This is a genomic window from Ruegeria sp. (assembly GCF_965199275.1).
In the GTDB taxonomy this organism is placed as follows: domain Bacteria; phylum Pseudomonadota; class Alphaproteobacteria; order Rhodobacterales; family Rhodobacteraceae; genus Ruegeria.
The window spans coordinates 1-23,964 of record NZ_CBDAQX010000012.1; the positions used below are offsets into that span (position 1 = coordinate 1).

28 protein-coding genes are annotated in these 23,964 nt (G+C 66.2%); 7 read left to right on the forward strand and 21 right to left on the reverse strand.

From position 1 onward, the window contains the following. Nucleotides 1-57: 57 nt before the first annotated feature. Nucleotides 58-417 (reverse strand): hypothetical protein, encoded by a 360-nt coding sequence (locus ACOERD_RS07600; protein WP_419738594.1) that lies wholly within the window; start codon nt 415-417, stop codon nt 58-60. 39 nt (nt 418-456) lie between these two features. Further along, nucleotides 457-657 carry a hypothetical protein gene (locus ACOERD_RS07605; protein ID WP_419738595.1) on the reverse strand — a complete coding sequence of 67 codons (201 nt, stop codon included), beginning with the start codon at nt 655-657 and terminating at the stop codon, nt 457-459. Nucleotides 658-760: 103 nt separating this feature from the next. Here ACOERD_RS07605 and ACOERD_RS07610 point away from each other — a divergent pair, with 103 nt between their 5' ends. Next, the gene (locus ACOERD_RS07610; protein WP_419738596.1) at nt 761-1,057 is read left to right on the forward strand and encodes a hypothetical protein; all 297 of its coding nucleotides are present in this window, start codon (nt 761-763) and stop codon (nt 1,055-1,057) included. A gap of 241 nt (nt 1,058-1,298) precedes the next feature. Here the strand turns inward: ACOERD_RS07610 and ACOERD_RS07615 are convergent, their stop codons facing one another. The 12 genes from ACOERD_RS07615 to ACOERD_RS07670 all read right to left on the reverse strand — a co-directional run bounded on the left by ACOERD_RS07615 (nt 1,299) and on the right by ACOERD_RS07670 (nt 9,854). Beyond that, the gene (locus tag ACOERD_RS07615) at nt 1,299-1,895 is read right to left on the reverse strand and encodes a hypothetical protein (protein ID WP_419738597.1); all 597 of its coding nucleotides are present in this window, start codon (nt 1,893-1,895) and stop codon (nt 1,299-1,301) included. After that, nucleotides 1,883-2,179, reverse strand: a complete 297-nt coding sequence (locus tag ACOERD_RS07620; RefSeq protein ID WP_419738598.1) for a hypothetical protein — start codon at nt 2,177-2,179, stop codon at nt 1,883-1,885. The genes ACOERD_RS07615 and ACOERD_RS07620 overlap by 13 nt, the downstream gene beginning before the upstream one ends. Before the next feature lie 187 nt (nt 2,180-2,366). Further along, entirely contained in the window at nt 2,367-2,825 is a 459-nt protein-coding gene (locus tag ACOERD_RS07625; protein ID WP_419738599.1) for a hypothetical protein, read from the reverse strand. Further along, nucleotides 2,818-3,150, reverse strand: coding sequence for a hypothetical protein (locus ACOERD_RS07630; protein ID WP_419738600.1), 333 nt, complete (start codon nt 3,148-3,150; stop codon nt 2,818-2,820). The genes ACOERD_RS07625 and ACOERD_RS07630 overlap by 8 nt, the downstream gene beginning before the upstream one ends. Continuing rightward, entirely contained in the window at nt 3,147-3,548 is a 402-nt protein-coding gene (locus tag ACOERD_RS07635; protein WP_419738601.1) for a hypothetical protein, read from the reverse strand. The genes ACOERD_RS07630 and ACOERD_RS07635 overlap by 4 nt, the downstream gene beginning before the upstream one ends. A gap of 80 nt (nt 3,549-3,628) precedes the next feature. Next, the gene (locus tag ACOERD_RS07640; protein WP_419738602.1) at nt 3,629-4,441 is read right to left on the reverse strand and encodes a hypothetical protein; all 813 of its coding nucleotides are present in this window, start codon (nt 4,439-4,441) and stop codon (nt 3,629-3,631) included. 44 nt (nt 4,442-4,485) lie between these two features. Beyond that, on the reverse strand, nt 4,486-5,106 hold the full coding sequence (locus ACOERD_RS07645; protein WP_419738603.1) for a hypothetical protein: 621 nt from the start codon (nt 5,104-5,106) through the stop codon (nt 4,486-4,488). A gap of 39 nt (nt 5,107-5,145) precedes the next feature. Continuing rightward, nucleotides 5,146-5,376, reverse strand: coding sequence for a hypothetical protein (locus ACOERD_RS07650; protein ID WP_419738604.1), 231 nt, complete (start codon nt 5,374-5,376; stop codon nt 5,146-5,148). A 116-nt stretch (nt 5,377-5,492) separates the two neighbouring features. After that, nucleotides 5,493-5,981, reverse strand: a complete 489-nt coding sequence (locus tag ACOERD_RS07655; RefSeq protein ID WP_419738605.1) for a type 4 pilus major pilin — start codon at nt 5,979-5,981, stop codon at nt 5,493-5,495. Between the two features lie 110 nt (nt 5,982-6,091). Next, nucleotides 6,092-7,228 (reverse strand): hypothetical protein, encoded by a 1,137-nt coding sequence (locus ACOERD_RS07660; RefSeq protein WP_419738606.1) that lies wholly within the window; start codon nt 7,226-7,228, stop codon nt 6,092-6,094. Beyond that, the gene (locus ACOERD_RS07665; RefSeq protein ID WP_419738607.1) at nt 7,225-8,967 is read right to left on the reverse strand and encodes an ATPase, T2SS/T4P/T4SS family; all 1,743 of its coding nucleotides are present in this window, start codon (nt 8,965-8,967) and stop codon (nt 7,225-7,227) included. Before ACOERD_RS07665 ends, ACOERD_RS07660 begins: the two co-directional genes overlap by 4 nt. Then, nucleotides 8,964-9,854, reverse strand: a complete 891-nt coding sequence (locus ACOERD_RS07670) for a hypothetical protein (protein ID WP_419738608.1) — start codon at nt 9,852-9,854, stop codon at nt 8,964-8,966. Before ACOERD_RS07670 ends, ACOERD_RS07665 begins: the two co-directional genes overlap by 4 nt. 141 nt (nt 9,855-9,995) lie before the next feature. Between ACOERD_RS07670 and ACOERD_RS07675 the strand changes: the two genes are divergently transcribed. Then, entirely contained in the window at nt 9,996-10,376 is a 381-nt protein-coding gene (locus ACOERD_RS07675) for a hypothetical protein (protein ID WP_419738609.1), read from the forward strand. An 80-nt stretch (nt 10,377-10,456) separates the two neighbouring features. Here ACOERD_RS07675 and ACOERD_RS07680 read toward each other — a convergent pair whose 3' ends face one another. The 7 genes from ACOERD_RS07680 to ACOERD_RS07710 form a co-directional block, all read right to left on the reverse strand. Then, a complete protein-coding gene (locus tag ACOERD_RS07680) occupies nt 10,457-11,224 on the reverse strand; it encodes a hypothetical protein (RefSeq protein WP_419738610.1) in 768 nt (255 codons plus the stop codon). Continuing rightward, nucleotides 11,218-12,894, reverse strand: coding sequence for a hypothetical protein (locus ACOERD_RS07685; protein ID WP_419738611.1), 1,677 nt, complete (start codon nt 12,892-12,894; stop codon nt 11,218-11,220). The genes ACOERD_RS07680 and ACOERD_RS07685 overlap by 7 nt, the downstream gene beginning before the upstream one ends. Continuing rightward, the gene (locus tag ACOERD_RS07690; protein WP_419738612.1) at nt 12,894-13,856 is read right to left on the reverse strand and encodes a hypothetical protein; all 963 of its coding nucleotides are present in this window, start codon (nt 13,854-13,856) and stop codon (nt 12,894-12,896) included. Before ACOERD_RS07690 ends, ACOERD_RS07685 begins: the two co-directional genes overlap by 1 nt. 320 nt (nt 13,857-14,176) lie before the next feature. Continuing rightward, entirely contained in the window at nt 14,177-15,664 is a 1,488-nt protein-coding gene (locus ACOERD_RS07695) for a secretion protein (protein WP_419738613.1), read from the reverse strand. Then, entirely contained in the window at nt 15,661-16,224 is a 564-nt protein-coding gene (locus ACOERD_RS07700) for a TcpQ domain-containing protein (protein WP_419738614.1), read from the reverse strand. Before ACOERD_RS07700 ends, ACOERD_RS07695 begins: the two co-directional genes overlap by 4 nt. 486 nt (nt 16,225-16,710) lie before the next feature. Next, nucleotides 16,711-17,892 (reverse strand): ISNCY family transposase, encoded by a 1,182-nt coding sequence (locus tag ACOERD_RS07705; RefSeq protein WP_419737631.1) that lies wholly within the window; start codon nt 17,890-17,892, stop codon nt 16,711-16,713. Next, entirely contained in the window at nt 17,846-18,133 is a 288-nt protein-coding gene (locus tag ACOERD_RS07710) for a hypothetical protein (protein ID WP_419738615.1), read from the reverse strand. The genes ACOERD_RS07705 and ACOERD_RS07710 overlap by 47 nt, the downstream gene beginning before the upstream one ends. A gap of 189 nt (nt 18,134-18,322) precedes the next feature. Here ACOERD_RS07710 and ACOERD_RS07715 point away from each other — a divergent pair, with 189 nt between their 5' ends. The 5 genes from ACOERD_RS07715 to ACOERD_RS07735 all read left to right on the forward strand — a co-directional run bounded on the left by ACOERD_RS07715 (nt 18,323) and on the right by ACOERD_RS07735 (nt 23,875). After that, complete coding sequence (locus ACOERD_RS07715) at nt 18,323-19,249, forward strand: ATPase, T2SS/T4P/T4SS family (protein ID WP_419738616.1); 927 nt, start codon at nt 18,323-18,325, stop codon at nt 19,247-19,249. Nucleotides 19,250-19,378: 129 nt separating this feature from the next. Beyond that, nucleotides 19,379-19,732 carry a hypothetical protein gene (locus tag ACOERD_RS07720; protein ID WP_419738617.1) on the forward strand — a complete coding sequence of 118 codons (354 nt, stop codon included), beginning with the start codon at nt 19,379-19,381 and terminating at the stop codon, nt 19,730-19,732. Further along, nucleotides 19,732-21,042, forward strand: coding sequence for a TrbG/VirB9 family P-type conjugative transfer protein (locus ACOERD_RS07725; RefSeq protein WP_419738618.1), 1,311 nt, complete (start codon nt 19,732-19,734; stop codon nt 21,040-21,042). Before ACOERD_RS07720 ends, ACOERD_RS07725 begins: the two co-directional genes overlap by 1 nt. Next, on the forward strand, nt 21,039-21,518 hold the full coding sequence (locus ACOERD_RS07730) for a hypothetical protein (protein WP_419738619.1): 480 nt from the start codon (nt 21,039-21,041) through the stop codon (nt 21,516-21,518). Before ACOERD_RS07725 ends, ACOERD_RS07730 begins: the two co-directional genes overlap by 4 nt. Continuing rightward, nucleotides 21,515-23,875, forward strand: a complete 2,361-nt coding sequence (locus ACOERD_RS07735; RefSeq protein WP_419738620.1) for a hypothetical protein — start codon at nt 21,515-21,517, stop codon at nt 23,873-23,875. The genes ACOERD_RS07730 and ACOERD_RS07735 overlap by 4 nt, the downstream gene beginning before the upstream one ends. Nucleotides 23,876-23,964: the final 89 nt, after the last annotated feature.

Genomic DNA, 23,964 nt, shown 5'->3' on the forward strand with positions numbered 1-23,964 from the left:
GGCAGCATATCGGCCAGAACCGTGTCTGTGTGCATGCTCATTGCGCCCTGCCTCCGTTCAGGTCCAGAATTTCCATTTGGACGCCCGGGCTTCTCCGGGAATGCGCCACATCAGCCGGGGCGTGGCCGGCCGGGTCCAGAGCCCGGCGCTCTGGCCGGGGTGACCCAGCCAGAAGCGGAACGTTTCCGGCAGCTTGCGGGCAAGATTGTGAAACAGGCGCGGGTCGTAATGCGCGCAAACCCGCAACCCCCAGTAGCCCCAGGCAAAAACAAGGACCGCGGCCAGCACATCTTCGACGCCAAGGTCGAAATCCACCACGATGCCAAGTGCGCAAAGCATGATGAGGCAGATCACCGGAACCCGCTCGCATTTGAGAAACAATCGGTGCTGGACCATGGCCTGGTTGATCTGCCCCATTACGCGTCCCCTCCTGGGCTTGTGGTGCTGTCTGCCGGATCAGTTCGCGGCGTCCGTCTCCGACGGGTTGCGGGCGCAGGCCGGGTCGTCGGGAAAGACCAGATGCGATCCGCAAACCCGGTAATTGTAATAAAACCGCGCCGCGCTGTAGATCACGGTGAATGCGATGAATGTGATGAAAAAAGTGGTCCAGAAATGCCGCCTGTTTCGTTGCCAGAATGTTTTGTCCGTAAGGTCCATGAGATTTATCCTCCTGTCGGGGTTCGGGGGCTTTGTATGGCCGGGCGGGTCGGCCGTGTGATAAAGCCGCAGCCATACGCCTTGTAGTGACGGGGACATATTCATGAGACAGCCACCCGCCATAGACACACTTCAGGCATGCCGTGCGCTTGAGGAGGCGGGGCTTGATCCCGGGGTTGCCGAAGAACTTGTCCGGCTCATTGATGCGGGGATCGGGGGCGGCGCGGCCAGCGCGGCAGAGCTTGCGGAGGTCAAAGCCGCAGTTGCCAAACACGAAGCATATGTCGTGCGTATTGAATACAGGGTCGCGGGATATCTTGCTGTCATAATGGCAATTTTTCTCGGCATGATCACGCTTGCCCAGAATTTCAGCTGGTTCGTCGGGATCATGGGCGGGTAAAGGCCAGGTGCGACCGAGCCGGGGCGCGTGCGGCGCTGACACGAGGCCCCAATGTGGCATGGAAGAGAACAGTACAAGGGTCATGGTGTTTTACCCCCTTGCAGGGCATCGTCACTGACGGGCGCACCGCCCGTCTGAAGCCGCCTGTGGTCCGCCTCGACGATGCTGATCGGGATCACCAGAGCGAGATTGAACAGGATAAGCGATAGGACCATATCTGCAGTGCTGCAAGGCGATTTCTTCATGATGCGGCAGACCCCCTTGCAAGAAGGGCGGCAATGGCGAACATAAGTGTCAGGCTGAACAGCACCAGCACCTGTCCGGCGGGAACCGGCAGGGGGTCGGGCGATGAAGTGAATGCCGGGCCATAGCGCCAGATGAGCGTTCCCGTACCGGCCACCATGCCTGGAAGGGCGGCAGGAAAAGCCGAGCCGAACAGCCGTTTGCCGCGCCGGATGCTGTAGAGGGCAGACGTGATCACGCATCCGGCGAGAAACAGGGCCATCATCAGCACCATGTGCCCGGAACCGGCGACTGCGCCCATGGTCGCAAGCAGTGCCACATCGCCCTGGCCGATCCGTCCCGGCCGCAGCCACACAAACCCCGCCGTCACGCCCCCGACGCTCAGCGCGACATTCAGACCGTCAGTGACGCCCGCCACACCTGCGGTCACTCCCGCCGCTGTCAGGCCCGCCAGCGCCAGTATGGCGCTGGCCGCGAGATCGATCTCGAAGCGCCTCACGTCCACAAGCAAAATCCGTGCCGAGGCGAGCAGAGCGAGGGTCAGGCAGGTGCCAAGAGCCAGCCGGGGGGAGATGAGGGGGATTATTTCGGGCATGTGTCCGCCCCCTTGATCGTCAGATCAAGTGTGGTGATCGTTCCGTCGTCAAGCCACCGGCGCAGATTCCGGTGGATATGGCCCGGATCAAAACCGGCCAGTTCGCACGTATCGCGAAACGCTCGTGAGGGGTAGTCGCCCACCCAGCGTTCCGCCTCCCCGCGTTCCCGCGCTGTGCTGTAGCTGTCGGAGGCAAGATCACGAAGCATGCGTACCAGCACCGCCTGCCAGAGTGCCCGGCACGCTTGCGCGTCATAGCTGTGCAACGGATTGATCGTTGGCATTCTGCGTCCCGGAATGACGGGTGTATGGCCCCTTTCCGGGTTGCGTGGGTACATCCCGTGCCGCCCTTCGCGGGTACCGTCAGGATGGGCGGGATATGTTTCGTCCGGACACATGCGTGCGAACCTGCCGGGGCAGGGACGAGACAGTATAACGACCTGTTCAATCGGGCCAGCCAGTGACACGCTGTCAAACATCGCGAGGGGCCTCCCCGTCCTGGTGGTCCGGATCGGGGTCCGAAACCTGCGCTTTTTCCTCCCGCATCCGGTTGGCCAGGTCCGCCGACCAGGCCGGGGGCCGTTCGATTTCTTCCAGCAGCAGGCCCAGGATGGAGGCCGGTTTCTCTGCGCCGGTGCGCAGATCGAACGCGCGGCTCATCGAGCGGGCGAGGCTTGCAGCCGTCACGCCCTCATGCTGCAGCATGACCGAAAGCGCGATACACAGATCCGAGACCAGCGCCTCCATGTCCGAGCCGGAGCGGTAGCCACTGTCGTAAAAGATCTCGAGTGGCGTCATGTGATCGGCCCCATAACCGATGGTGACAAAGACGCTCTGGCCGGCCCATGTCAGCTTGCGGGTCTCGCCGGGGCGGCGGTCTGGCAGGGGTGTGCGGCCGGGGCTGTGTTTGCGGGGCGCGTGCTCAGGCATGGCTGCCTCCCGCATCGAATTGTGGCGCGGCCAAACCACCGTCGTGGCCTGGCCGTCCTCCACACTGAAGTTGACAAAAACAACACAGGAGGAACCGGTTGTGCCGATCTTCAGCATATCTGGTCAGGCGGAGAATGACTGCCGGGACGGCTGGCCTTGACGGATCAAGGGGGTTTTCGGCGGCACTCCTGTTTTTGAAACTCTGCGCGATGTGCGCGATCTCGGCTGCGCAGGTGCGCGTGTCGTGAAGGGTGCCCTGAAGGCGGTCGTCCCGCAGGCCATGCGGGATCTGGCGCATACGGGTCTGAAGGATCGCGCGGCTCATTTTTCTGCCTCCTGCCGGTAGGTTCCTGTGAGCCGTGCGCAATAGGGGGCGAGGGCCGTGTTTGCGCAACTGGCGTGCTCCCGGCGTTGTTTGCGGGCGCCTTCGGGGTCGCTGCGCGCGGCGTCAATCAACCTGCGCTGCCAGTCGCGCAGGTGCCGCAATTCGGCGATGTCGGCCTCCAGCCGGATGAGCGCCCGTTCAAGCGCCTGACGGAGCGCAGCTACGTCTTTGTCATCGAGGTGTGAGGGGCCGGAAAACTGCCCGGCAGCCCGGCCCGATTGCTGCGGGGAAACGCCCGCCGGAGACGAGGTCGGGGTTTGCGCACAGGCGGACGCCCCGTCCTGGAGGGCCGTGCCGATGAGCAGGACGGCGGCAAGAAGGCCGGGCGAGCAGCGCAAGCAGGGAGACCGGCCTGTGCCCGCCCGTTTGGGCCGCGTTGGCCGCCCTGGCCGCGAGGGGACCGCCTTTTGCTCTGCCCTCAACATCCCGAACATCCCTTCGTGACGATCAGGGTCTGGACCGTTGCGCGTTTTGAAACAAGGTCACCGCCGATTTTGGCGCTGCCTGCCCTCAGCGCGCCATCCACCTTCAGATTGCCCTCCACCACAAAGGGGCCCTCTACATTCAAAACCGCTCGCGCGCCCGCACCCGTCGTATCCGGGGCTCTGAGACGGGCAACCCCCGTGATGTCATGCCCGCCCATATGCAGGTCCGTTTCCATCCGGTTGAGTTCGCCTGCCGGGCGGCGGTGCAGATAAAGATCACGCCCCGTTGCAAGCGAGACCTGCCGCAGCGCCACAAAATCGCCCGGGCGTGCCGAAAGTCCGGGCGGCAGGGTGTAGTCCAGTCCGGGCCCGGTCACCTTGCGCCCTGTCCCGGTGGCGCGCACGATCCCGACGCCTGCAATTGCGTCCCCGGCTCCGGGGGCCGGGACCGGGCCCACGGGGCCTGCGGCGCGCGCGATCAGCACGACCGTTTTGTCCGGACTGCCGGGTGGCCGGTAGTAGCCCATGGTGATGGTGCGCCCCCGATAGGGTGTTTGCAGCTTTGCACCGATGACGGGCGGCTGAACCCCGCTCAACCCCTGCAGGCTCGCGCGGGCCCTCTCGATCCGCCCCGGCTCTTCCAGCAGCTTTGCCGCCCCGGCATCGGCCCATGCGCTGAGCGCACGCGCTTCGGCCTGGCTGACCTGCCGGTCGATCAGGGCTGTGGCCAGAGTGCCGGCACTTGTGCCCAGAACCACCAGCAGCGCGACGGCCATCATGATGTCGAGCAGGCCAAGCCCGCGCACGGCCCTGCACCCTGTCCTCCTGCGCGCTGTCCTGCTGTGCCCTGTCATGGTCTGCACCCCGCGCCTTTGGTCGCAATCAGCCTGCCGAGGCGCAGAGGGCCTTCTATCCGCAGGCAGCCGCCCACTGTGGCAGGGCCGTCAATCACCAGGTTGCCGCCTGTCCTCGCTGGCCCATGCGCCACGAAACCCCCCGATATTTCTGCGCGGCGCACGCTCACCTGACCGCTCACATCGAGCCCTGCGGTCAGGGTCAGGGCAGGCAGGTCGATCCGCCCGCGGGGCGGCCTGCCTGCCTGTCCTTGCGCCGGGGCGGCAAAGGTGATTGCGCCCCCACCCATGTCCAGATCCGTTTCCAGTGCAGGTGTTGCAAACCCGGAGCGGATCTCGCGCAGCACAAATCGGTCATCCACGCCCGCAAGCGGGGCTGCAAACAGGGCCAGGGCCGCCCCGGGTGCCGCCCTGTCACAGCCTTCGCCGCCAAAGTCGAGCGTTATGTCCGCACGCCCGGCCAGACGTTCCGCCTGCGCGTTTGCGGCCCCCGAGAGCGCCACACAAAGCGCGTCAAGCTGCGCGTGGCGCACGGGTCCCGCAGAGCCCTCCGGCTCCAGCACCACGATGCCATGGGCGCGGTCTTCCGGGGTGTTCTGCGCGCGCGGAGTGGCCACGAGAGGGCGGATGCGCCAGCCGAGGTTGTCCGGGCTCCACTAGGGCGCGCGCCAGATTTGCTTGAGCTTGGTGGTTTCGGAGCGGCTCAGGGCGCGCGCGGTTCCGGGGTCGGGGCGGGTGAAACCGGGGGCCTTCTGCGCCGCATGCAGCCAGAAATGCAGCGCCTGCGCCTCGGCCCGGATCAGCCCCTCAAGCGCGCTCACCTGCGCATCGCGCACCCGCCGCGCCTCAAGCCCGGCCCAGGCGGCAAAGCCTGCGGCCAGGATCATCGACAGCCCCAGCGCCGCCGCGAGCCCTGCCGCACCGCGCCTGGCGCGGTGCTTTGTGCGCCCTCGTGTGGTGCGACGCCCAGGCCACGCGCACCGGATATGACAGACCTGCCGCATCAGCTGCCGTCGAAGGTCAGCACAAGCGAGTCGAGGTCCTCGGCGCAGGCCTCGGCGATTTCTGCGGGATTCGCATTATAGGCCTTGCCGGGGTTATTGCCGCCCAGAGTGAGCCTTTCTGTGCGGTTCTTTCGGGCGGTTCGAAACAGCCGGTCCCCGCGCAGGGTGCTGAGAACCGCCTGGCAGGTGTCATCGGTGACATCGTTGAAGGTGATTGTGAAGGCGTCCCCGGTCCCGGCAATTTCCACCGTATTGCCGGACGGGTCTTCGATCTTGGCGTTACTCTTTTGCCAGTTGGTGGGGACAAAGCCGAGGCTGATGGCTTTTTGTGCATCAAAGCCGGTATAATCACCCCGGTAGAACTGCGCGGCCTGCGGGGCGAGCTGGCGCGTAAAGAGTGCCGTCTGGGTGGCGTTGGAGGTGCCTTGCAATTGGGCGTAGAGCGCAAAAATGCCGATGATGATCACCACGACCACCACAAAGGACATCAGAACGCCAATCAGCCCGCGCCGGGCGCGGTGCGGCCAGGGTCTTCGGGGTGCGGGTCCGCGTGGGTCTGGCCTGGATGTGGGGTGGGCAGAAACCGGGGGTGTCGTGCTCATATGTAGAGTGTCCTTGTGATCTGATCGACGATGGGAAGGGCCACGCTCATCAGCACGAGCATGGCAGTGGCAATGAACGCGAGCAGCACGGCGTTGAGGAGCACCATGCGCACCTTGATGGTGGTTTCGATGCGGGCCAGCCAGCGGTCGAGAAAGCCTGCGGTCTTTTCGATGCCGCCCTGCCTGTTCCACAGCATTTCCAGGATGGGTCCGAGCTCGGGGGCGGGAAAGCCCTGTTCCGCGAGACGGCAGGCGGTTCCCAGGTTGAGCCCGCCGCGTTCAAACATATCGGCAATGCGTCCGATCCGGGAGCGCGCATAGGGCCGGGAGCGCGCCGCCATATCGCGAAAGAACCGCGTGGTGATGCCCTGCCCCGCCCGACCTGCCTCGACAGTGGCAAACAGAAACCCCGCGCCCGCCATCAGCCGCGCCAGGGCAAAGGGGGGCATCCGGTCGGCCAGAACCCGCCCGCGCCCGGCCCAGTTGGGCAGGGCCCAGGCGAGACCGCCTGCCATTGCCGCGAGGGCCACGACCGGGATCCAGGGTCGGGCGGTAAAGCCGCTGACAAGGGCAATGACATGTTGATGAAAACGCGGCAGCGTGTCGAGATCGACAATCCCGGTGAGCGCGGGATAAAGCTGCAGGCCGAAGAGAAACAGGAGGCCGATGAGGCCGGTCAGCAGCAGGATGGGCAGCGCAACCGCATTCACGATCGCGGTTCGGATCGCGATCTGCATCTGCAGGATGCGGGCCGCCCCGCGCATGACCCGTGCGATCTCCACCTGCCTGTAGCCCTGGAACACGATCTGCTCGTCTGCGCCGGTATAATCGGCCAGCCGCTCCTCGAACCGGTTGCGGGCAATGCTGGCGCGCAGATCCTCAAGGACGGCGGCAATGGTGGGCCTGCCCCGGGCCCTGTAGGCCCCCGCCAGCGCCTCCAGTGCCTCCACCAGATCGGTGCCGCCCTCTGCCAGCACATCCGCCAGCAATTGCCAGGTTTCCGCGCGCACGGATCTGGTGAAGGCCAGCCGCCGCATGAGGCGCAGATGGGTCGGGGCCCGCCGGCCCGGCATGAGACCCCGTGTGATGGGGGTCCGCCGAATGCGGGGCGTGGAGGGGCGCGGCGCGCTCATGCCACATCCTGCCCGGGCAGCAACAGGGGGGCGCGGCCCAGAACCCCCTTGTCGTTGGTGGCATCCATATAATCGACCTGTCCTGCGGCCACGAGATCCGCGACCCGGTCCTGGACCCTGCGTCCGCCCAGACCGCCGTCGGATTTGGGGGCGAGCCAGTAGCTCATGGCCCCGATCCGGTCATTGGCGGCCACATATCTGCGATAGGTGTCATCAACCTGGATATATTCGGCCACCGCGCGTTTGCGGCGGATCCCGCCCAGGGCATCGCGGGCCGTGGCCACCGTGTCCGCGCTTCCCTCAAGCCGGCCCGCCAGGCAGGTTGCACATCCCTGCCGGTTGCGCATCATCGGAGTGCAGGCGCGCGCGGCTTTGCCCTCCAGTCCCAGTGCGCCGGCAATATAGGTGCTCTCGGGCGGGCTTGCGGGGCGGGCGCAATCCGGGCAGAGCACCGGCACCAGCGTCTGGCGCATCACCAGGCTGACCACGCCCGGCTCGGCCAGTTCGTTGGGATCGACGCCGAGCGAGATCAGCCGGAACAGGACCGAAGAGGCGGAAGAGGAATGGATGGTGGTGAAGATCTTGTGGCCCGAGATCACGAATTGCAGGATGGCGCGGGCGTCGTTGACCGAGCGGATTTCCGAGATCATGCCCACATCGGGGTTGGAGCGCAGAAACGGCAGCAGCGCCGCGGTCCAGGCCGCGTCCCGGTCCGCGCCTTCCGCTGCGGGGCTGACGGAAAACTGCGCGATGCCCGCCCCGTGGATGGGATATTCGATCGGGTCCTCGATCGTGTAGATCGACACCTTGCCGTCGCGCTCGCGGTAGAGCCGTTCAAGCTGGCGCACCAGCGTGGTGGATTTGCCATCCCCCGTGGAGCCGCCGATGATGACCAGCCCGCTGTCGGAGCACCGCTCCCGGGCCAGTTCCTCCAGTACATCCGCGTCGAGCCCCAGATCCTCCAGCTTTCCCGCCTCATGGTCACTGCGGGTATAAAGCAGGCGCATGATGATGCAGTCGCGGCCCTCGCCATGGGCGTTTTTCTGGCCGCGCAGGGCCGCCACGCCCGCAGGCAGCGGCACGGGGCTGTCTTCGGTGACGGCAAAGGCCTGTGCGGTTGCGTCAAGCTGTGCCGCCGCCCCGTCGCCGCGCGCGCGATTGTTGTAGAGATAGCCGATCGCTTCCATGGCATCGCCCACGGACCAGGGCGCGCCATGGGTGATTTCCTCGGCACCGAGCTTGAGGCGCAAATCCGCATGGGTTCGGCGCACGAACAGCTTGAGATCGCTGGCCCCGAGTGCGGCCGCCTCGCCCAGCACATCGACAAGGCGGCGCGCGCCGGGTTCCATCGTGTCCCGGGGCTCGGCGCGGGCAGACACGCCGCGCCGGTCATAGAGCCGCTCAAGGCTGACCGGGGTGGCCGCCACCCGGTCGGTGATGCGCGGCAGGTGCCAGCGGCGGTTCAGGGCGCGCAACTCACCCGAGACCGATGCGCTCATCTCGCGGATCATGTGCAGCGTGCCGTCCTCCTGCAGCGCCGCCGCGCGGCGAAAGCGCTCCCCGCCGATCTCCAGGATGCCGTTGACATTGACCGCAGGATGGGCCCGGCGGCGCAGGCGGGCGCAGAGGCGGGCGGCATGGTCCGCAAGCTGCGCGAAAGACGCAGGCCCGGGGTCGGTCCTGTCCGGGCGCCAGCGCAGGCGGAGCGCCCGGATATGGAAATAAAGACCCGTCCTCACTGACCCGTCACCCGGCAATAGCGGAAATCCCGCGCCGTATAGCCCTGCATCGGGCAGTCAGAGCCGGCAGACCCGTCCTGTCCGTCTTCCCCTTGAGCGCCGGGATCGGGGCGCAGCCTGCGGGCGTGGCGGCCCTGCGCGCCTTGAGGCAGGATGAACACGCCCGCTTCGGTAATGGCGGTGATGATCTGCCCATCCGGCAGGGCATCGCCCGCGACAAACAGCCCGTAAAGCGCAGGATCCGGGGGCGGTGCGGGTGGGGTGGTCAGGACCGTCCGGCCACCCTCGATCAGGGTTTCGACAGGCGGCGGGGGTGGTGGCGTATGGATCGAGGCGATCTCCGCACGCCACGGCCCCTGGCGATGGCGCACCCGGTAGCGCACGAGATGGGTCCAGTTGCCGTCAGGTGAAGACGCGGGCAGCGCCGCACCCGGCGGGGCCTCGCGCGATATGACAGGCGCCCCGCCGGGGTCCGATCCGGCGGCGGGCGCGGCTTCCGGGGGCGTGAAAGCCCCGTGTGCGGATGTCTCGTGTGTGGTGGCCGACAGGGCCTGATCCGGGGCCTGATCCGGGTTTTGCAGCGTCTTCCGGGGGCTGGGCTGCGCGGCGGGCGGGATCGGATCGCCGTCCTGTTCTCCGGCCTGTTCCGGGACCGATTCCGAGACCGGCCCGGGGGCCGGAACCGGCAGGGCGAGCAGGGCGGCGGCTTCGAGATCGGCGCGCAGATAGGCGTTGATAAGCTCCTGCCGCTCCCGGCAGAGCCGCAGCACTTCGGCTTCCACCGCAAAGACATCCTGAACGGTTTCGGCCAGCATCGCCGCATAGCTGGCCTTCAGAAGATCGATCGGACAGGCCTCGAACCGGGCGATGGGACCTTCTGTCGGCATCGCCGCGATGTCCTGCGCCGGCGCCGGGCTCGACAGGGCGGCGACCAGGAGCGTCAGGGGTGCGGCAACAGAGCAGAACCGCCTCTGGTAAATGGTCTGGATCTGGCCTATTTTGGCGGCGAGAGACCAAAGGGACCAGCCATGGCGGATGCCGCATTCAACACAATCGCCGAGGTGCAGCGTCTGCGCGATGCGGGCTTTGAGCAGGCCCAGGCCGAGGCGATCACGCTTTCCATTCATGCCGGCGTGACCGGCGGGGTGGCGACACGGGCGGATTTGACGGCCGTTGAAAAGGACCTCAAGGCCGGTCTGCAGCAGGTGGACAGGAAGATCGACGCGGTCCGGCAAACGCTGGAAGCGAAGATGGAAACCACGGAGCAGAAGATCGAAGCCGCGGAGCAGAGGCTTGAGGCCAAGATCGAGCGGGCCAGGTTCGACCTGAGCTGGCGCCTGCTGGGCGGGGTTGCCCTTCTCAACGGGGCGCTGTTCGCAGCCCTGCGCTATATGCCGCCTGCAGGCTGAGGGGTGCGGCCCCCGCGCCGCCGCAAGAGGGTCACCTGAGGGATCGCAGAAGGGATCACGGGGGAGATCACCGGGGCGTCTCACTGCCCACCCCCCTGCGCCACGCCCTGATCGATGCGCACACCGCATTGATCGGTGCCCTTCACGCAATATTCATTGGGATCAGGGGTCACCAGATCGGGGCGCAGGATGCGGCGACCGGGATCCTGCCTGATCAGATCGAAATAGGTCACCGCGGTCTGCGCCTCGTTGACCTCAAGCCCCAGTTCCCGCGCCGAGGGAAAGTCCGGACATACGCTCCAGACCGCACGCGGCAGCCGCTCCTGGAGATGGCCGTGGCCCTCGTCCCACCAGCGTTTTTTATATTCGTAATACCAGCTGATCGCGCCGGTGCCGCCGTCATAGACAGGGCTGCTGATATAGCCCGTGGTCGGGGTCAGGTCCGCCCCGGCGGCTTGGAAGGGCATGATGACATCCTTCACCCGGTAGCGCCGGACCTTCCATTCCCAGTCAACGTCGGAAAAATACCCGCCCAGATCAGGTGTGGCCCCCAGACAGACCTCGTAGCGCCCATCCGCGCCATGATAGGCAATTTCGATCGCATCATCTGACAGGGGGTCGTCCGGAGCACGTTGTCCGGCGGCATAAAACACCTGCACCGTCCCGCCAAAGAGCGGCATGTAATCGACCGCTTTCACATTGCCGGGGGGCTCGTAAATCGGGAAGCTATGTGTCGGGATAGGCGCATCGGCCAGGGCCGGCGTCGCACTTGTGGCAAGGCCCAGAAGAAGAGCAAGGCTGATGCCCAAACGGTGCAGTCCCGGGTGTGTACATCTTTCTGTCAGCATATCTCCACATCCTTTCTGGCTGCTGTCATGGGGTGCGGTTCAAGGCGAGCATGGGGGCTGGTAAGTGTCATATCCAGGGCGCCCTGCCGCAGGTCGGCTCCGATCACGTCGCGCATGGTCAGAAGATCGGCATAGAGATACCCGCCGCTGCGGATCACGCCGTGTTCGCTCAGAAGCGACCAGACCGGCACCGGGCCTGTCCTGACCGGGCGGGCGTCGGGATGATCTGTCGCGGCGATCCAGCGCCCTTTGTGACGCACCCAGTGACCGCGCGTGACATGGGTGCCCCCGAGCTCGCAGAGCTGCGCGCTCCGGCTCCGCAGGATCAGCAACACCCGGCCACCGGTGCGCAGCGCATCGCCGGGGCGCAGGGTCTCGACGGGGCGCGTTGTGCCGTCGGCCATCTCCACGGGCGTGCCGGTCGCAAAGCAGATAAAGCCGCATCCCCCGCCTCTACGTCCCCCGCCATTGGCACCGCTTCGCCCGCCCCGCTTTCCGCGCTGGCCGCCAACCTCCCCGTTGCAACCCTGGCATGTATTGCTGGTGCCACGTACGCGTCCGCCGCTCCGGTCGGCATAGGCCCGGGCGTCCGAGTGATGTTCGAAACTGCGATCCCCGACATCATAGGATCGGTAGCCCACGCCCTCCCGGCTGCCGCCGCCCCTGCTGCCCGTATAGCGCGGGCGGCGCCGTTTGCAGGCGCTGCGATCGGGCTTGCTCCAATTGCCATATGTGACCAGCACCATGGGATTGTCGTCGCCCGCATCCACCATCCAGTCGGGGAATGTGACCGTTGTGGTCACCTTGTTGCGGGTCTGTTTGGCCGATCCGCGATATCCCCGCCCGCAGGACAGTGTTCTGCTTTCCTGTTTGCGGCTGTCCCGGATCCGGACCGCGCCGACCGGATCTGCCCCATCCGGCCTCTTAATGTCTGGCCCCTCACCATCCGGCCCCGCACTGTTTGGCCCTGTGCGTGAGGCATCCCATCCCAAAACCCCGATCACCCCGCCTGCGGGCAAGGCACCGAGCCTGTCTGCAAAACAGGCGGGCAGGTCCCGGGTGCCGTCATGATATTGCGTGCGGGTGATCCGCGCGCCGCTCTTGCGGATCAGGGCCGGCACTGTGTCCCGGATCTGATCGGGCACTGATATCGTGTAGGGAGCAAGTTTCGGGTTGCGGGTGATATCGCCCTGCAGCACCTGCCGCAGGGCCTCGGCATCGCGCCCGTCATTAGGCCCGAAACGCAGGTCTGCGAGCCAGACCAGAATCTGCCTGCCGCACCGGGCCACGCGCAGCCCGGCCTCCCAGTCTGCGGCACAGCTCGTCCGCGGCGCGGGTCGTATCTTTTTGTAGACCGCGCACAAGTCGGCTTTGCCGGGGCTGTCGAGATGCGCCCGCAGAGCCTCTGCGTCCTTCTGGCCCAGGGTGCGGAAGGCCGCTTGCAGCCCGTCGCGCACCACCCCGAGCCGATTGGCATGAGCCCATGCGATCACCGTGTCGGACTGGCGTTCGAGGCGTGCGGTTTCCGCCGCGCGCGCGCCGCCAAAGATATCCCACCAGTCCGCCGGGCCTGCCTGCACGGGTGTTGCCAGACACAGTGCCAGCGCCGAGCATCCGCTCAGATGCAGGCGGGCCAGGAAATGCGCCAATCTGCAAGAGGGTTCGCGCATCAGATAATCTCCCCGGTTCTGGGGCGCAGCAGCACCGTAGTGCGGCCCTGCGACCATGTGAGTGAGAGGATTTCCGGGCCATGTGCCATCCGGCCCCTGAGCGCCTCGAGGCGGGTGAAGACCTCAGCGGGCAGATCACCGACATCCACGCGCAGCCTGTCGCGCGTCTCCCGTGTCACCGCGTCGGGGGTGCTGGCCCAGGCCCCCGCGAGCAGGCGCGCCATGGTATCCAGCGGCGCGGCCCCGTCGGGGTTGATGATTTCCGTGGCCAGTTCCGTGCTGTACCAGAGCAGGACATCTCCCTGGTCCGTCTGCAGCCCCTTGCCCTGCCATTCGGCCAGCAGCGCCTCTGCGGCAGCCCCGGCCAATACGGCATTGGCTGCGCGCTCGCGGCTGTAGCGGCGCCAGATCACCAGATCACGCGGCGCGGTCTCTGCCGCCTCCAGCCCGTCCGGCAGAGCGCCGGGTCGGGCGCAGCCCATCGCCTCAAACTGCCAGCCGGCCCTGCGCGGCCAGATCGTCTGCAGCCCCTTTCCGCAGGAGGCCGCCAGTGCTCCCGGCAGAGGGGCCTGCCATGTGACGCGCAGCGGCTCCGGCGGGGTCACGCGCCCGGGGTCCAGGCCCAGCCAGACCGTGGCGGCAAGACCCAGCACCATCCCGGTGGCCAGCAGGCGCGGCAACAGGCGGGGGACCTTGCGGACCGCCACGCGCGGGCCGCGTTCCGCAAGCGGTGCAGGCACAAGTGTGACCGGTTCGGGCAGGTCGGGGCCGTGCCTGTCCAACGCCTCCTGCAGCATCGCGCGGGCCTCCGGGCGCATGGCAATCCCGCCGAGATCGGTCAGCACGGCAATGGCGGCCAGCGCGGCCACCAGGTCAGCCGCAGTGTCATGGATCTCTTCGGCAAAGATCGGCGAGGGGGCGCCATGGTCTGTCGCGCCCAGCCACCAAAGGGGGGCCTGCATGTCTGCATTGCCCTCTACGTTATGGGGGCTGTGTGTGGGGGCGGTAACCTGTGCGACAAAGATCCAGAGCCCGTCTGTCGTCTGCCCGGCCGCTTCCAGACCGAGGCAGAACTGGGCCAGCGCTGCCCCGTGCCCCGCCAGCCCCGTGATATCGCGAGGGCGCAGGTCGCAGCGGCAACCGCGCCAGCGCAGATGCGCGCTGACCGGCGCGCCCGCTTTATCGGGCGCCTCATGATCACCCCGCCATTCCAGCCCGGCCAGCACGTGCGTGTCCGGAGCCCCGGTTCCGGGAGGGGCGAGGATATGAAGGCCCTGGTTGTTCATGAGCCCGACCTCCCGCCTGTGCGGCCGGGCAGAACCGTGGGCCGGATCAGCACATACATGCGCACGCGGCGGCGCTCGGCCCGATTGCGTCCGCCCAGCCCGATCGCCCGCAATAGCCCAACGCCCTCTGCGCTCTGGCCTGCGCGGGTCTGTTCATAGCCGGTGACCACCAGTGTCTCGCCCGGTGCCAGCACGGTATCGGTGCGGATGGCGCGGGCGTCGATGACCGGAAACCCGTTGCCGTCGCGGCGCACCAGATCGCGCTGGGTGATGCTGAGGCCAAGCTGCAACTGGTCGTGATCGATCAGGCGCGGCAGGCTGGCAATGAGAATGCCGGTTTCGAACTCGACGGTTTCCTGCCCGCCCGTGGAGGTGCCGTTCTCGGCGGTGACGGTGCGCGCCTGCCGGTTGTAGCTTTCGGTACGGGTCAGCGAAATCGGAGCCACCACGCCGGACTGGGTGGTGGTCGAGCCGCGCCGGTAATCCACCACGGCGGCGGAGCGCGCCAGCGCCTCGAAGCTGAGGCTGCGCTCTCCCCGGCGCAGCGTCAGGCTGCCGCCGCCTTGCGACAATTGCGCCGCCGCCCGGGCGGTCAGACTGACGCCCTGCCCGGCCGCGCGTCCGATCGTGGCCCCGAGATTGTCCAGCGCGATGCCAAATGCATCAGCCTTGTCGCTGTCCACGAAATAGATCCCCACTTCCAGCCCGATCCGTTGCGCGGCGGTGGCGATGACATCTTCAATCACCGTGCCGACACGGGCCTGCACCGAAGGGGGCCCGAAGACGCTGACGCGCCCGGTATCCGGAAACAGCCCCACCCGGGCCGGGGCCGGCGCAAGCGGTGCAAGCCGCGCCCCGAGCTCGGCCCAGGGGTCCGTTTCCTGCGCGGTGGAGAGGCTGATCCCGCCCGCGCGCTGCTCATCGGTGAACGTGGTTCTGGCCCGCGGCAACGGCACGCGCCAGTCGCGGGTGATCATGCGGTCGATGGCAATCCCCTTGCCGTCATAGGACCAGGCCACATCCATGCGCGCCGACAGCCGGTCCAGAAACCCCGAAAGCGGGCCGGTATAGGCGGCGCGCATTCTCGTGCCGATGGGCACTTCGATCACATCGCCGCCATCCAGGATGTAGCGGGTGCGGATGGAAACGGGAATATCGCTGGCCGCCTCAATGGCCCCGGCAATGGTGCGGATGCCGACCTGCCCGTCGATGGCGAGCGTGAGGCCCTTGGCTCCTTCCGCCGCTTTGGGCAGGGGCCTGCCTTGCCGGCTACCGCGTTTGACCGCAACCTTTGTGCCGTACCATGGCGTGGTCTCGACGATCACCTCGCCGCGCTGCGCTGCCTCGAGCCGGCTGCGCTGCGCGGCGGTCAGGCGCTGGCCGTCCGCAAGACCCTCTCGGGCCTCGCTCCGGATCTGCCCGTCACAGGCGCTCAGCACCAGCAGCGCCGCCGGCAGGGCATATGCAAGACGGAGACCGCTCACAGCCCCACCCTCACGACCTTGTTGGGAAACAGGCGCACCGGGGGTGCGGTGCCGTCATGGGCCAGACCCTTGACCAGTTCGCCCAGCACCGCACGGAACGGCCCGCGCAGGGAAATATCGACGCCCAGCGTCCAGGCATCACTGGTGCTGACAACCACCCGGTATCCCGCCGCCTTGCCCCAGCGCCTGAGCACCGCCTCGAAATCCTCGCCAGCCCGCGCGCTCCAGACCGGCAGCGGCGCGGGCGCGGGGGTCTTTGCTGTTTCTGTCCCTGTCTTTTTCCCTGTCGCTTTTCTGGCAGTCTCGTTCCTTTTGCCCGCACCGGCGGTCTTTGCTGTCGTCTTTGCAGGCTTTGCGCCGCTCAGAGGAGCCGTGGCTGCCGAACCCGAACGCCCTGCCTTGCCCGCGCCTGTCTGTGCTCCTGTCTCCGGGTCAGTCTGTGCCGGGGCTATAGAGCGCGCGGGCGCTTTGGTGCCAAAAAGGGCGGCCAGGAACCCGGTGCCGCTGAGCGGCGCACCGGGCTTGCTGGCGGGTATTGTGCTGGACTTCTCCTGTCCCACTGATGCCCCCTGCCCGGCCCCTGCCCCACAGGGCAATCGGATGGGGGCCCCGATGTGCAGGCGCTTGGGATCGAGCCCGGGATTGGCGCGGGCGATCTCGGGCTGCGCGCCGCGATCCGGCCCAGCGTGTCGCCGGCGCGGATGGTATGGGTGCAGGCGGACGGTAATGGGACCGCCCGCCTGCGGCCTGCCCCGTCCCGCTGATCTGCGAGATCTGGCGACGGGGCGGCAGTCCGGCCCGGGCGCGTGAGCTTTGCCTCAAACGCGCCGGGCGCGACCCGCTCGGTGCTGGCGCGCAGCGCGACCGGTCTGACCAGCGACTGCCAGTCCGGGCAGCGGATGATGTCTGTCGAGAACATTCTGAATTGTCCGGTGTAGGTAACATGCCAATTGTCCGCTTCAGTTGATTGCGCGGTGGCCCAATTCGGAGGGAGCCGTAGGCGACCGTAGATTTGGGCCACCGCGTTCGCGCCACGTCGAAGCGGGTCACGCGACTTTGTGTTTGCTATCCTCCTGTGTGATGGGTGATCCGTCAGGCTGGTAGCGGCCAATGCATCTCGGGCCGTGGAAGATGACCAGTTGACCATCGGGGTATTCGTGGACCCTGACCTTCGCCTTGACGAAATGATGACGGTGCCTGTCTGCCGCGATCTGCATGACCAGGCCCTTGTAGCGCACCGTATTGTCGTTGCCGACGACGCGGTCTTCCTGCACACACAGGGTGTCGCGCACATTGCCTGTAAACGGCACGAAGGCCGAGGTCGTATCCTCCGGCTCCTTTGCAAACAGGGCATTGTGTTCGGGAAGATAGACCTCTTTCAGGAACTGATTGGCCTCTTCAATGGTTGTGATCCCATGGGACCGCAGTTCCTGCGGCAATCGGTTCTGGAACGTGCCAAACATGCGTTCAGACCGTCCACGGGCCTGCGGTGAATAGGCCGGGATCAGCTCAATGCCGAGTTGCTGCAAGGCGCGCCCGACCTGGGTCAGATTGTCCTTGTCCACTTTGCCGCCCGCTTCGGGCGTATGCCAGTAATGAGAGCCCCGATCGGCATAGAGCGAGCAAAACAGACCTTGCGCCTCGATCACCTCTGTCAGCCCCTGAAAACTGCTCATCGTCCCTTCTTCCTCGACAAAGAATGCCGAATAAACCCGGTTGGTGGCATCGTCCATGGTGACGATCAGATCCCACCACTGACCCGGAACCCATTCATGGCTGGAGCCGTCCTGATGCAACATCATGCCAACCATCGGACGGCGGGGCCGCTTGCGCCGATGGGCACCTCGTCGGGGTGCTGCCTGAACCCGGCCGTGGCGCTGCAGTGTAAGCCGCACCCAGTTGTAGCTCTGTGTGAAACCATGGTGGGCCACCAGCTTCTCGTGGAAATGCTTCGGCGTGTAATCCCAGTACTTGGTATCAAACAGTTCAAGCATCTCCATGACCTTATCCGTGGCAACACGATTGTTGGCCAGTTTGCCAAGCCGACGGTCGTACAGACCTTCTGCACCATCCGCCTCAAATCGATCCTCCCAACGCCTGACGGTGCGCACGGATACACCCAGTATCTCAGCCGCCTGTTCTTGCGTCAGCTTGTTCGCGCTTCGCCGCGAATACACATCTTCAAACTTCATCAGTCGAACTTCCTGTAACACTTCTGCTCGGTTCATAACGCCTCCTCTCAGAGACAGAATAGAACCGGACAGATCGCATGTTACATACACCGGACATATCGCGTGTTAGCGACACCTCTCGCTCCATGGCCTTGATCTCCATATCGGGGGGCGGTATGTCCCCGCCGGCCTGCGCCTCTGGCGGGCAATCCGCCCGGGTTGCGTCGTCAGGGGCATCCGTCCCGCGCAGAGCGGTAGACCGGACACCATCACTGTCGATGCCGATTTTCCGTGGCATCACCGAATCTCCCGTGTTGTTCGCAAAACCACTATGGGAGACGGCAGGGCGCGGGCGCAAGGCCTGTGCCCTGCCACCTGGTCCGGCCGCACGCCCCGCCGCACTCCCCATCACAGCCCCCGGGCTGTGTCGGGACACATCCGGTATCGCAGAGGCGGCGAACCCGGTCCCCGGCTCTGGGGGGCGGACATGAACAGCGCACGCCCTCGTATCCCCCTGCCCGGCCCGTTTGCGGCGCTGCTGGATGACGCGGATGTGATCGAGATCTGCGTCAATCCCGACGGGGCTGTCTTTGTCGAGCGGTTTGGGGCGGGCTGGTCCAACTGGGGCGATCTGGCCGCGGCGGAGGCCGAAGGCTTCCTGCGCTGGTGCGCCACCCGCAATCACACCTCGATCACGGAAGACAGCCCTTGTCTCAAGGCGCGTCTTCCGGGCACCGCGCATCGGGTCGCGGGTCTGATCCCGCCGGTGGTGGCGGCCCCGAGTTTCACGATCCGCCGCCATCTCGACCGGGTGATTGCGCTGGGGGCGTTTCTGCCCGACCCCGAACCGCGCGCCATCCTGGGCAAGGCCCTGCGCGCACGCCGCAACATCGTGATTGCCGGGGCCACCGGGTCGGGCAAGACCACGCTTCTGAATGCCTGCCTCGACGAGATTGCCGATATCGCCCCCGAGACGCGGCTGGTGAGCATAGAAGACACCCCCGAGATCAGGACACGGCTGATCAACCGGGTGCAGATGCAGGCCTCGGGCACAACCGGCATGGATGCGCTGCTGAGCGAGACCCTGCGCCATGCGCCCACCCGGATCGTGCTGGGCGAGGTGCGGGCGGGTCATGTGCTGATGACCCTGCTCAAGGCCTGGCATACCGGCCATCCCGGCGGGCTGGTCACCTTGCATGCCAATTCCGCCCATGAGGTGATGGACCGGCTCTGGACGCTGGGCACCGAGGTGATGGCCTCCGATCCGACGCCCGCGCTGATGCAGGCCACCGACATGATCGTTTTTCTGCGCCGGGGCGCGGGCGCGCCGGAGCTTACCACCATCCTGGCCCGGCCCGACAGCGCAAGCGGGCGCAGCCGCGAGACCCGACTGGAGACCGTTTATGAGATATGACACAAACCGCCAGCCTTTGTTTTTTGCCTGCTGTTCCGCCGGCTCGTCCGACAGCGCCGCCCGATCCGCCGACCGGCCCTGCTGGTCCCCTGCCTGGCCCTGCTGGCGCTCGCCCTGGTGCTGCCGGATATGGCCCATGCGGCCGATACGATCTTCGGCACCCGCTCACCGCTGACGCGCTTCATCACCTTCATCACCGGCATCTTTGCCTATATGCTGGTCATTGTCGGGCTGATCGTGACGCTGGGCGGGTTGATCCTGGGCTCGGACATGAGCGGGTTTTCCCGGCGCGCGCCGCTTGTGGTGGTCTCCGGTGCGGTGCTGATCCTGGCCGATATCATGGTCGGCGCGCTCTTTGGCGCACAGGGCGGATATGAACTGCCTGCCCCGGTCCAGAGTGACCCGCACCACCAGACCCCCGTGCCGCCTGCCGTCCCGGAACGCCCTGTAGAGGGGCCACATGATCAGGAGCCAGACCATTGATGCGGGGCTTCACATATCGCACCCACCTGTGTGTGCCGGTTTCCAGCCTGCTGATCCTCCTCGCGGTGACACCCCTGCCCGCGCTGGCGCAATCCCCCGGTGATGGCATTGCTGCAACCGTACTGGACCCGGCGCAAGCGCAGCCCGCGCCCTTTGCGCCGGCTGACACACTCTCAGAGGGTGAGGCTGGCTCAACGACCCCCACCACTCTGGACGATGTGCTGGACGAGATTGGGCAATCACAGGATCCGCAAGACACCAGCCCGGGCAGTGCATTAGAGCAGGACGCACAGGAGAGAACCGGCCAGGCACAATCCACGAATGCCGACGACCCTGCACCGGAGGACACCCCGTCTGCAACGGTTCAAGCCGCGCGCACGCTTCTGAGCGCGTTCTGGCGCGAGGCGGTTGTCGCAGGGGAGACGACACTGGGATATGAGGCGTGGCTGGCCGAGACACTCGGGTCTTCAGTCCAACCACTACAGAACCCGCCCACAGATCAGGCGGGCCGGACACGGACGGTCTCGGAAGACTGGCTTGCCCGTGCCGGCCCTGTGGCCCTTGGGGAAGCCGGGCGTGTGGTGACCACATTCGGGTCCGCGATCCCGACCGCCTTCTGCGCCCCGCTGATGGTCTGTTACATCGAGCTTGAACCCGGTGAGGTTCTCACCGACACCCCGAGCTGGGGCGATACCGTGCGCTGGCAGGTGGAAGTCAAAACACAAGGCGCTGATCCCAAAACCGTCTCCATCGAGATCAAGCCCGCCGATGATGCCAGACACACCAATATCGTCATTCCCACCGATCGGCGGCTCTACACCATCAATCTCGTCAACGACACGCAGGTGCACACGCCGATCCTGTCCTTCCTCTATCCCGACACGGCCGCGCGCAAAATAGCCGAAGATATCGCGGCACGGGAAGCTGCGGTCGCGGCGGCAAAAGCAGCCGAGGACCAGCGCAAGGCGCAGGCTGCTGCGGCCCGCAAGGCGGAACTCGCCCGCTCCGGAGTGGAGACGGACCGAACCGCTGTCCCTGCCGGGCAACTGGACTTCGGGTTCCGGATGGACGGCAAAGCCCCGTTCCGACCCGTGCGCATCTTCGCGGATGGGCGTCGCACCTATATCGATCTGCATCCCGGGTATCGCGGGGCCCTGCCCGCCATCGTGGCCGGGCCGGGGGAGGAAAACGCGGCGCTGAACACACGCGTGACGCAGAAGGGCACACGACTGGTGGCCGACCGGGTGATATCCGACATCTGGCTGCAATCAGGCAAAAAACGCATCCGCATCCGAAAGAGCGGCCCATGATCTGCCGCGTTCAAACCCTCTTCGTTTTGCTCACCCTGCTGCCCCTGCTCACAGGCTGCGCAAGCCTCAATGGCTCAAACGTCACGTCCACGGGACCCGTGCGCCTCGGGCAAGCACAAGCCTGCGCCATCGGCTATGATATGGCACGCCAGATCCATACCCATGTCTCGCTCCGACAGACCGTGCTGCTGGCCCCGAAACGCGTCAGCCCCTGTGAAGCCCATGCGCTCAATTATCTGCGGCAGGCGGGCTTTCGGATCGATGAGACGCAAACAGGTGGCGCATCTTTCGATATCACGCTGACCCGGGCCGGGGAGGACACGGTGCTGGCCATCGCCCGGATTGGCGCCGATCTCAGGATCACCCGCGCCTATCAACCCGTCCACACAGGCGTCATCGCCGCTGGCCCCGTCAGCGTTCAGCATCTCGCCCCCGACACCTATACCCTGCGCCGCAATCCGGGAGCGGCGTCATGAGCCAGCGCCGCTTCATGGATGTGGTAAACTGGGACGCGATGGTGGCCCCGGGGGTCCTGCTCAACAAGGATGGCTCATATCTCGCGGGCTGGGACGTGGGCGGGATAGACAGCGACAGCATTCCCCCCGGCGACGTGCAAGCGCTGCGGGTCCAGATCGCCACCTGCCTCACCCATCTCGGCGATGCCCACACACTCTGGATCATCTGGCAGCGCCGACCCCGGCGCACCGGACAGTTGGTCATGGAGACGGGCCGGATGGCGCTCGATATCCTGGCCGACGAGACCAACGCGCTGTTTTCGGCCCCCGGTCTGGTCTGGCAGGACAGGCTGAGCCTCTATCTCGGATGGCAGCCCCGGGAGCGCGCCTCCCTCTCGGCAGAGCTTCAGGGGTTCGATGACGAACGCGCCAGCCTCGAATCCTGGCTCGACCCCATCCTGTCCCTGTCCCGGATCGATCCGGCGGGGACCGGTTCTGTGCAGAACTGCGATCTGGTTGCACATCTGGCGGCGCTGCTCGGCGAAGACCGTCCCGCGCCCCGGCTGGATATGGCAGGGCCGCCGGTTGGGCTTGATGCGCTTCTGGCCCCTGATCTCATCCAGCACCGGGCGGGTGGTCCCGTTCAGATCGGGGATCGCCCGCTGGCGGTGATGAGCCTCGCCGGAGAGCGCGAGGCCTATCACCCCGCCCCGCTGGACAACCTCCTCAATCTCGATCTGCCGCTGATCTGGATCACCCGCCACCGGGCCACATCGCGGCAGACCGCGCTGACCAAAACCGCATGGAAGCAGAAGACCTGGAGCCAGTCCGGGGCCAACATGCTGTCCAATATCGAAGGCAGCGGCACAGGCAAACGCTCTCTCTTTGCCGACCGCATGGCCGCGCGGGTGGAAGAGACGCAGGCCGGGATCGAAAGCGGCACCGCAGGCTATGGCGACTATCTGTCAACCCTGCTGCTCTATGGGGAGCATAGCACCGATCAGGGCGCATTGCGCCGCGATCTGCAGAAGATCCGCGAACCCGTGCAGTTGGCAGGCTTCACCCTGACCGTGGAACGCACGGGCGCGGTGCCGGTCCTTCTCTCGGCGCTTCCCGGTCATGCCACGCCCACGACACGGGATGCCATGGTGCGCTGCCAGGTCACAGCCGATCTGAGCCCGCTGCGCGGGCTCTGGGCGGGGTCTCCCACCTGCCCCTCGCCGCTGCTGCCCGAAGGCACCCCACCCCTGCTCCCCGCCCTGATGCGGTCGGGGGAATTGTTCCATCTCAACCTGCATGTGGGCGATGTCGGCCATACCCTGCTTTTTGGTCCCACCGGAACCGGTAAATCCGTTCTGCTGGGCCAGATCGCGGCGGCCTGGCTCCGATACCCGGAGGCGCAGGTGATCGTCTTCGATAAAGGGCGGTCGATCCGGCATGCCTGCGCCGCCCTCGGGGGGACCTTTCTGGAACCGGGCTCCGGAGGGGACACAGGGATTGCGCCCCTGTCGCGGGCCAGGGACCTGGGCGAGGGCTGGGCGCTGGACTGGCTCAACACCCTTGTCAAACGCGGGCTCAAAAAAGCGCTCGACACAGAACAGGATGCAGACCTCTCCTCCGCCGTGAAACAGATCATGGCGACCGACACGCTCACCCTGCGCGCGCTGGCAGATCAGGTCCAGAATAAGGAATTGCGCCGGGTGCTGAGGATCTGGCTGGATGGGGCTCATGCGGGCACCTTCGATCATCAGCGCCTTGATGTCGCGGAAGGTCTGGACCGCGCGGCACTCACGGTTTTTGAGACCGGCACGCTCTTTGAGGCCAATGACGATATCGAGTATCTCTCGCTCGATTACATCTTCAGGGAAGTCGACCATCGTCTTCAAGGCCGCCCCACGCTGGTGATCATCGACGAGGCCTGGCGCTTTTTCCGCCACGAGGGCTTTGTGGAGCGCATCCGGTCGTGGCTCAAGGAAGGCCGCAAGATGAACCTCGCCCTCGTCATGGCCACACAATCGGTCTCGGACGCGGCGCGCAGCGATCTCACCGCGGAACTGCTGGAAAGCTGCCCCACGCATCTCTACCTCGCCAACCCCACCGCAAGCACCGAAGAGAATGCCAAACTGTATCGCAGCATCGGGCTGGACCGGACCGGCATCTCTACCGTTGCCGGGCTGCGCCTCAAGCGCGAGATGCTGATGGTGCAGGATCAGGTCTCCCGGGTGCTGGCCCTGCCGCTGGGACCGATCGGCCTGTCGCTGCTGGGGCGCACCAGCAAGGCAGACAGCGCCCGCGCCATGGCCTGCGCAGCACGCAACCCGGATTACTGGATGGAGGACCTCTCGGATGAAACGATTGTGCGAAGCGCTTATCAATAGGGCGTGTCTGGCTCTGGCGGCCCGGCAGGACGCGGTGTGCCACGCAAACACTGCCACGACACGCCCTACCGGCTCTCGTGTTCTGTCAA

Bases quoted from the DNA above. Each gene is read 5' to 3' on its own strand.
- ACOERD_RS07600 (WP_419738594.1), bottom strand. From the start codon at position 417: ATGGGGCAGATCAACCAGGCCATGGTCCAGCACCGATTGTTTCTCAAA.
- ACOERD_RS07605 (WP_419738595.1), bottom strand. From the start codon at position 657: ATGGACCTTACGGACAAAACATTCTGGCAACGAAACAGGCGGCATTTC.
- ACOERD_RS07610 (WP_419738596.1), top strand. From the start codon at position 761: ATGAGACAGCCACCCGCCATAGACACACTTCAGGCATGCCGTGCGCTT.
- ACOERD_RS07615 (WP_419738597.1), bottom strand. From the start codon at position 1,895: ATGCCCGAAATAATCCCCCTCATCTCCCCCCGGCTGGCTCTTGGCACC.
- ACOERD_RS07620 (WP_419738598.1), bottom strand. From the start codon at position 2,179: ATGCCAACGATCAATCCGTTGCACAGCTATGACGCGCAAGCGTGCCGG.
- ACOERD_RS07625 (WP_419738599.1), bottom strand. From the start codon at position 2,825: ATGCCTGAGCACGCGCCCCGCAAACACAGCCCCGGCCGCACACCCCTG.
- ACOERD_RS07630 (WP_419738600.1), bottom strand. From the start codon at position 3,150: ATGAGCCGCGCGATCCTTCAGACCCGTATGCGCCAGATCCCGCATGGC.
- ACOERD_RS07650 (WP_419738604.1), bottom strand. From the start codon at position 5,376: ATGATCCTGGCCGCAGGCTTTGCCGCCTGGGCCGGGCTTGAGGCGCGG.
- ACOERD_RS07655 (WP_419738605.1), bottom strand. From the start codon at position 5,981: ATGTCCTTTGTGGTGGTCGTGGTGATCATCATCGGCATTTTTGCGCTC.
- ACOERD_RS07660 (WP_419738606.1), bottom strand. From the start codon at position 7,228: ATGAGCGCGCCGCGCCCCTCCACGCCCCGCATTCGGCGGACCCCCATC.
- ACOERD_RS07670 (WP_419738608.1), bottom strand. From the start codon at position 9,854: ATGCCGACAGAAGGTCCCATCGCCCGGTTCGAGGCCTGTCCGATCGAT.
- ACOERD_RS07675 (WP_419738609.1), top strand. From the start codon at position 9,996: ATGGCGGATGCCGCATTCAACACAATCGCCGAGGTGCAGCGTCTGCGC.
- ACOERD_RS07680 (WP_419738610.1), bottom strand. From the start codon at position 11,224: ATGCTGACAGAAAGATGTACACACCCGGGACTGCACCGTTTGGGCATC.
- ACOERD_RS07685 (WP_419738611.1), bottom strand. From the start codon at position 12,894: ATGCGCGAACCCTCTTGCAGATTGGCGCATTTCCTGGCCCGCCTGCAT.
- ACOERD_RS07690 (WP_419738612.1), bottom strand. From the start codon at position 13,856: ATGCAGGCCCCCCTTTGGTGGCTGGGCGCGACAGACCATGGCGCCCCC.
- ACOERD_RS07705 (WP_419737631.1), bottom strand. From the start codon at position 17,892: ATGAACCGAGCAGAAGTGTTACAGGAAGTTCGACTGATGAAGTTTGAA.
- ACOERD_RS07710 (WP_419738615.1), bottom strand. From the start codon at position 18,133: ATGCCACGGAAAATCGGCATCGACAGTGATGGTGTCCGGTCTACCGCT.
- ACOERD_RS07715 (WP_419738616.1), top strand. From the start codon at position 18,323: ATGAACAGCGCACGCCCTCGTATCCCCCTGCCCGGCCCGTTTGCGGCG.
- ACOERD_RS07720 (WP_419738617.1), top strand. From the start codon at position 19,379: ATGGCCCATGCGGCCGATACGATCTTCGGCACCCGCTCACCGCTGACG.
- ACOERD_RS07725 (WP_419738618.1), top strand. From the start codon at position 19,732: ATGCGGGGCTTCACATATCGCACCCACCTGTGTGTGCCGGTTTCCAGC.
- ACOERD_RS07730 (WP_419738619.1), top strand. From the start codon at position 21,039: ATGATCTGCCGCGTTCAAACCCTCTTCGTTTTGCTCACCCTGCTGCCC.
- ACOERD_RS07735 (WP_419738620.1), top strand. From the start codon at position 21,515: ATGAGCCAGCGCCGCTTCATGGATGTGGTAAACTGGGACGCGATGGTG.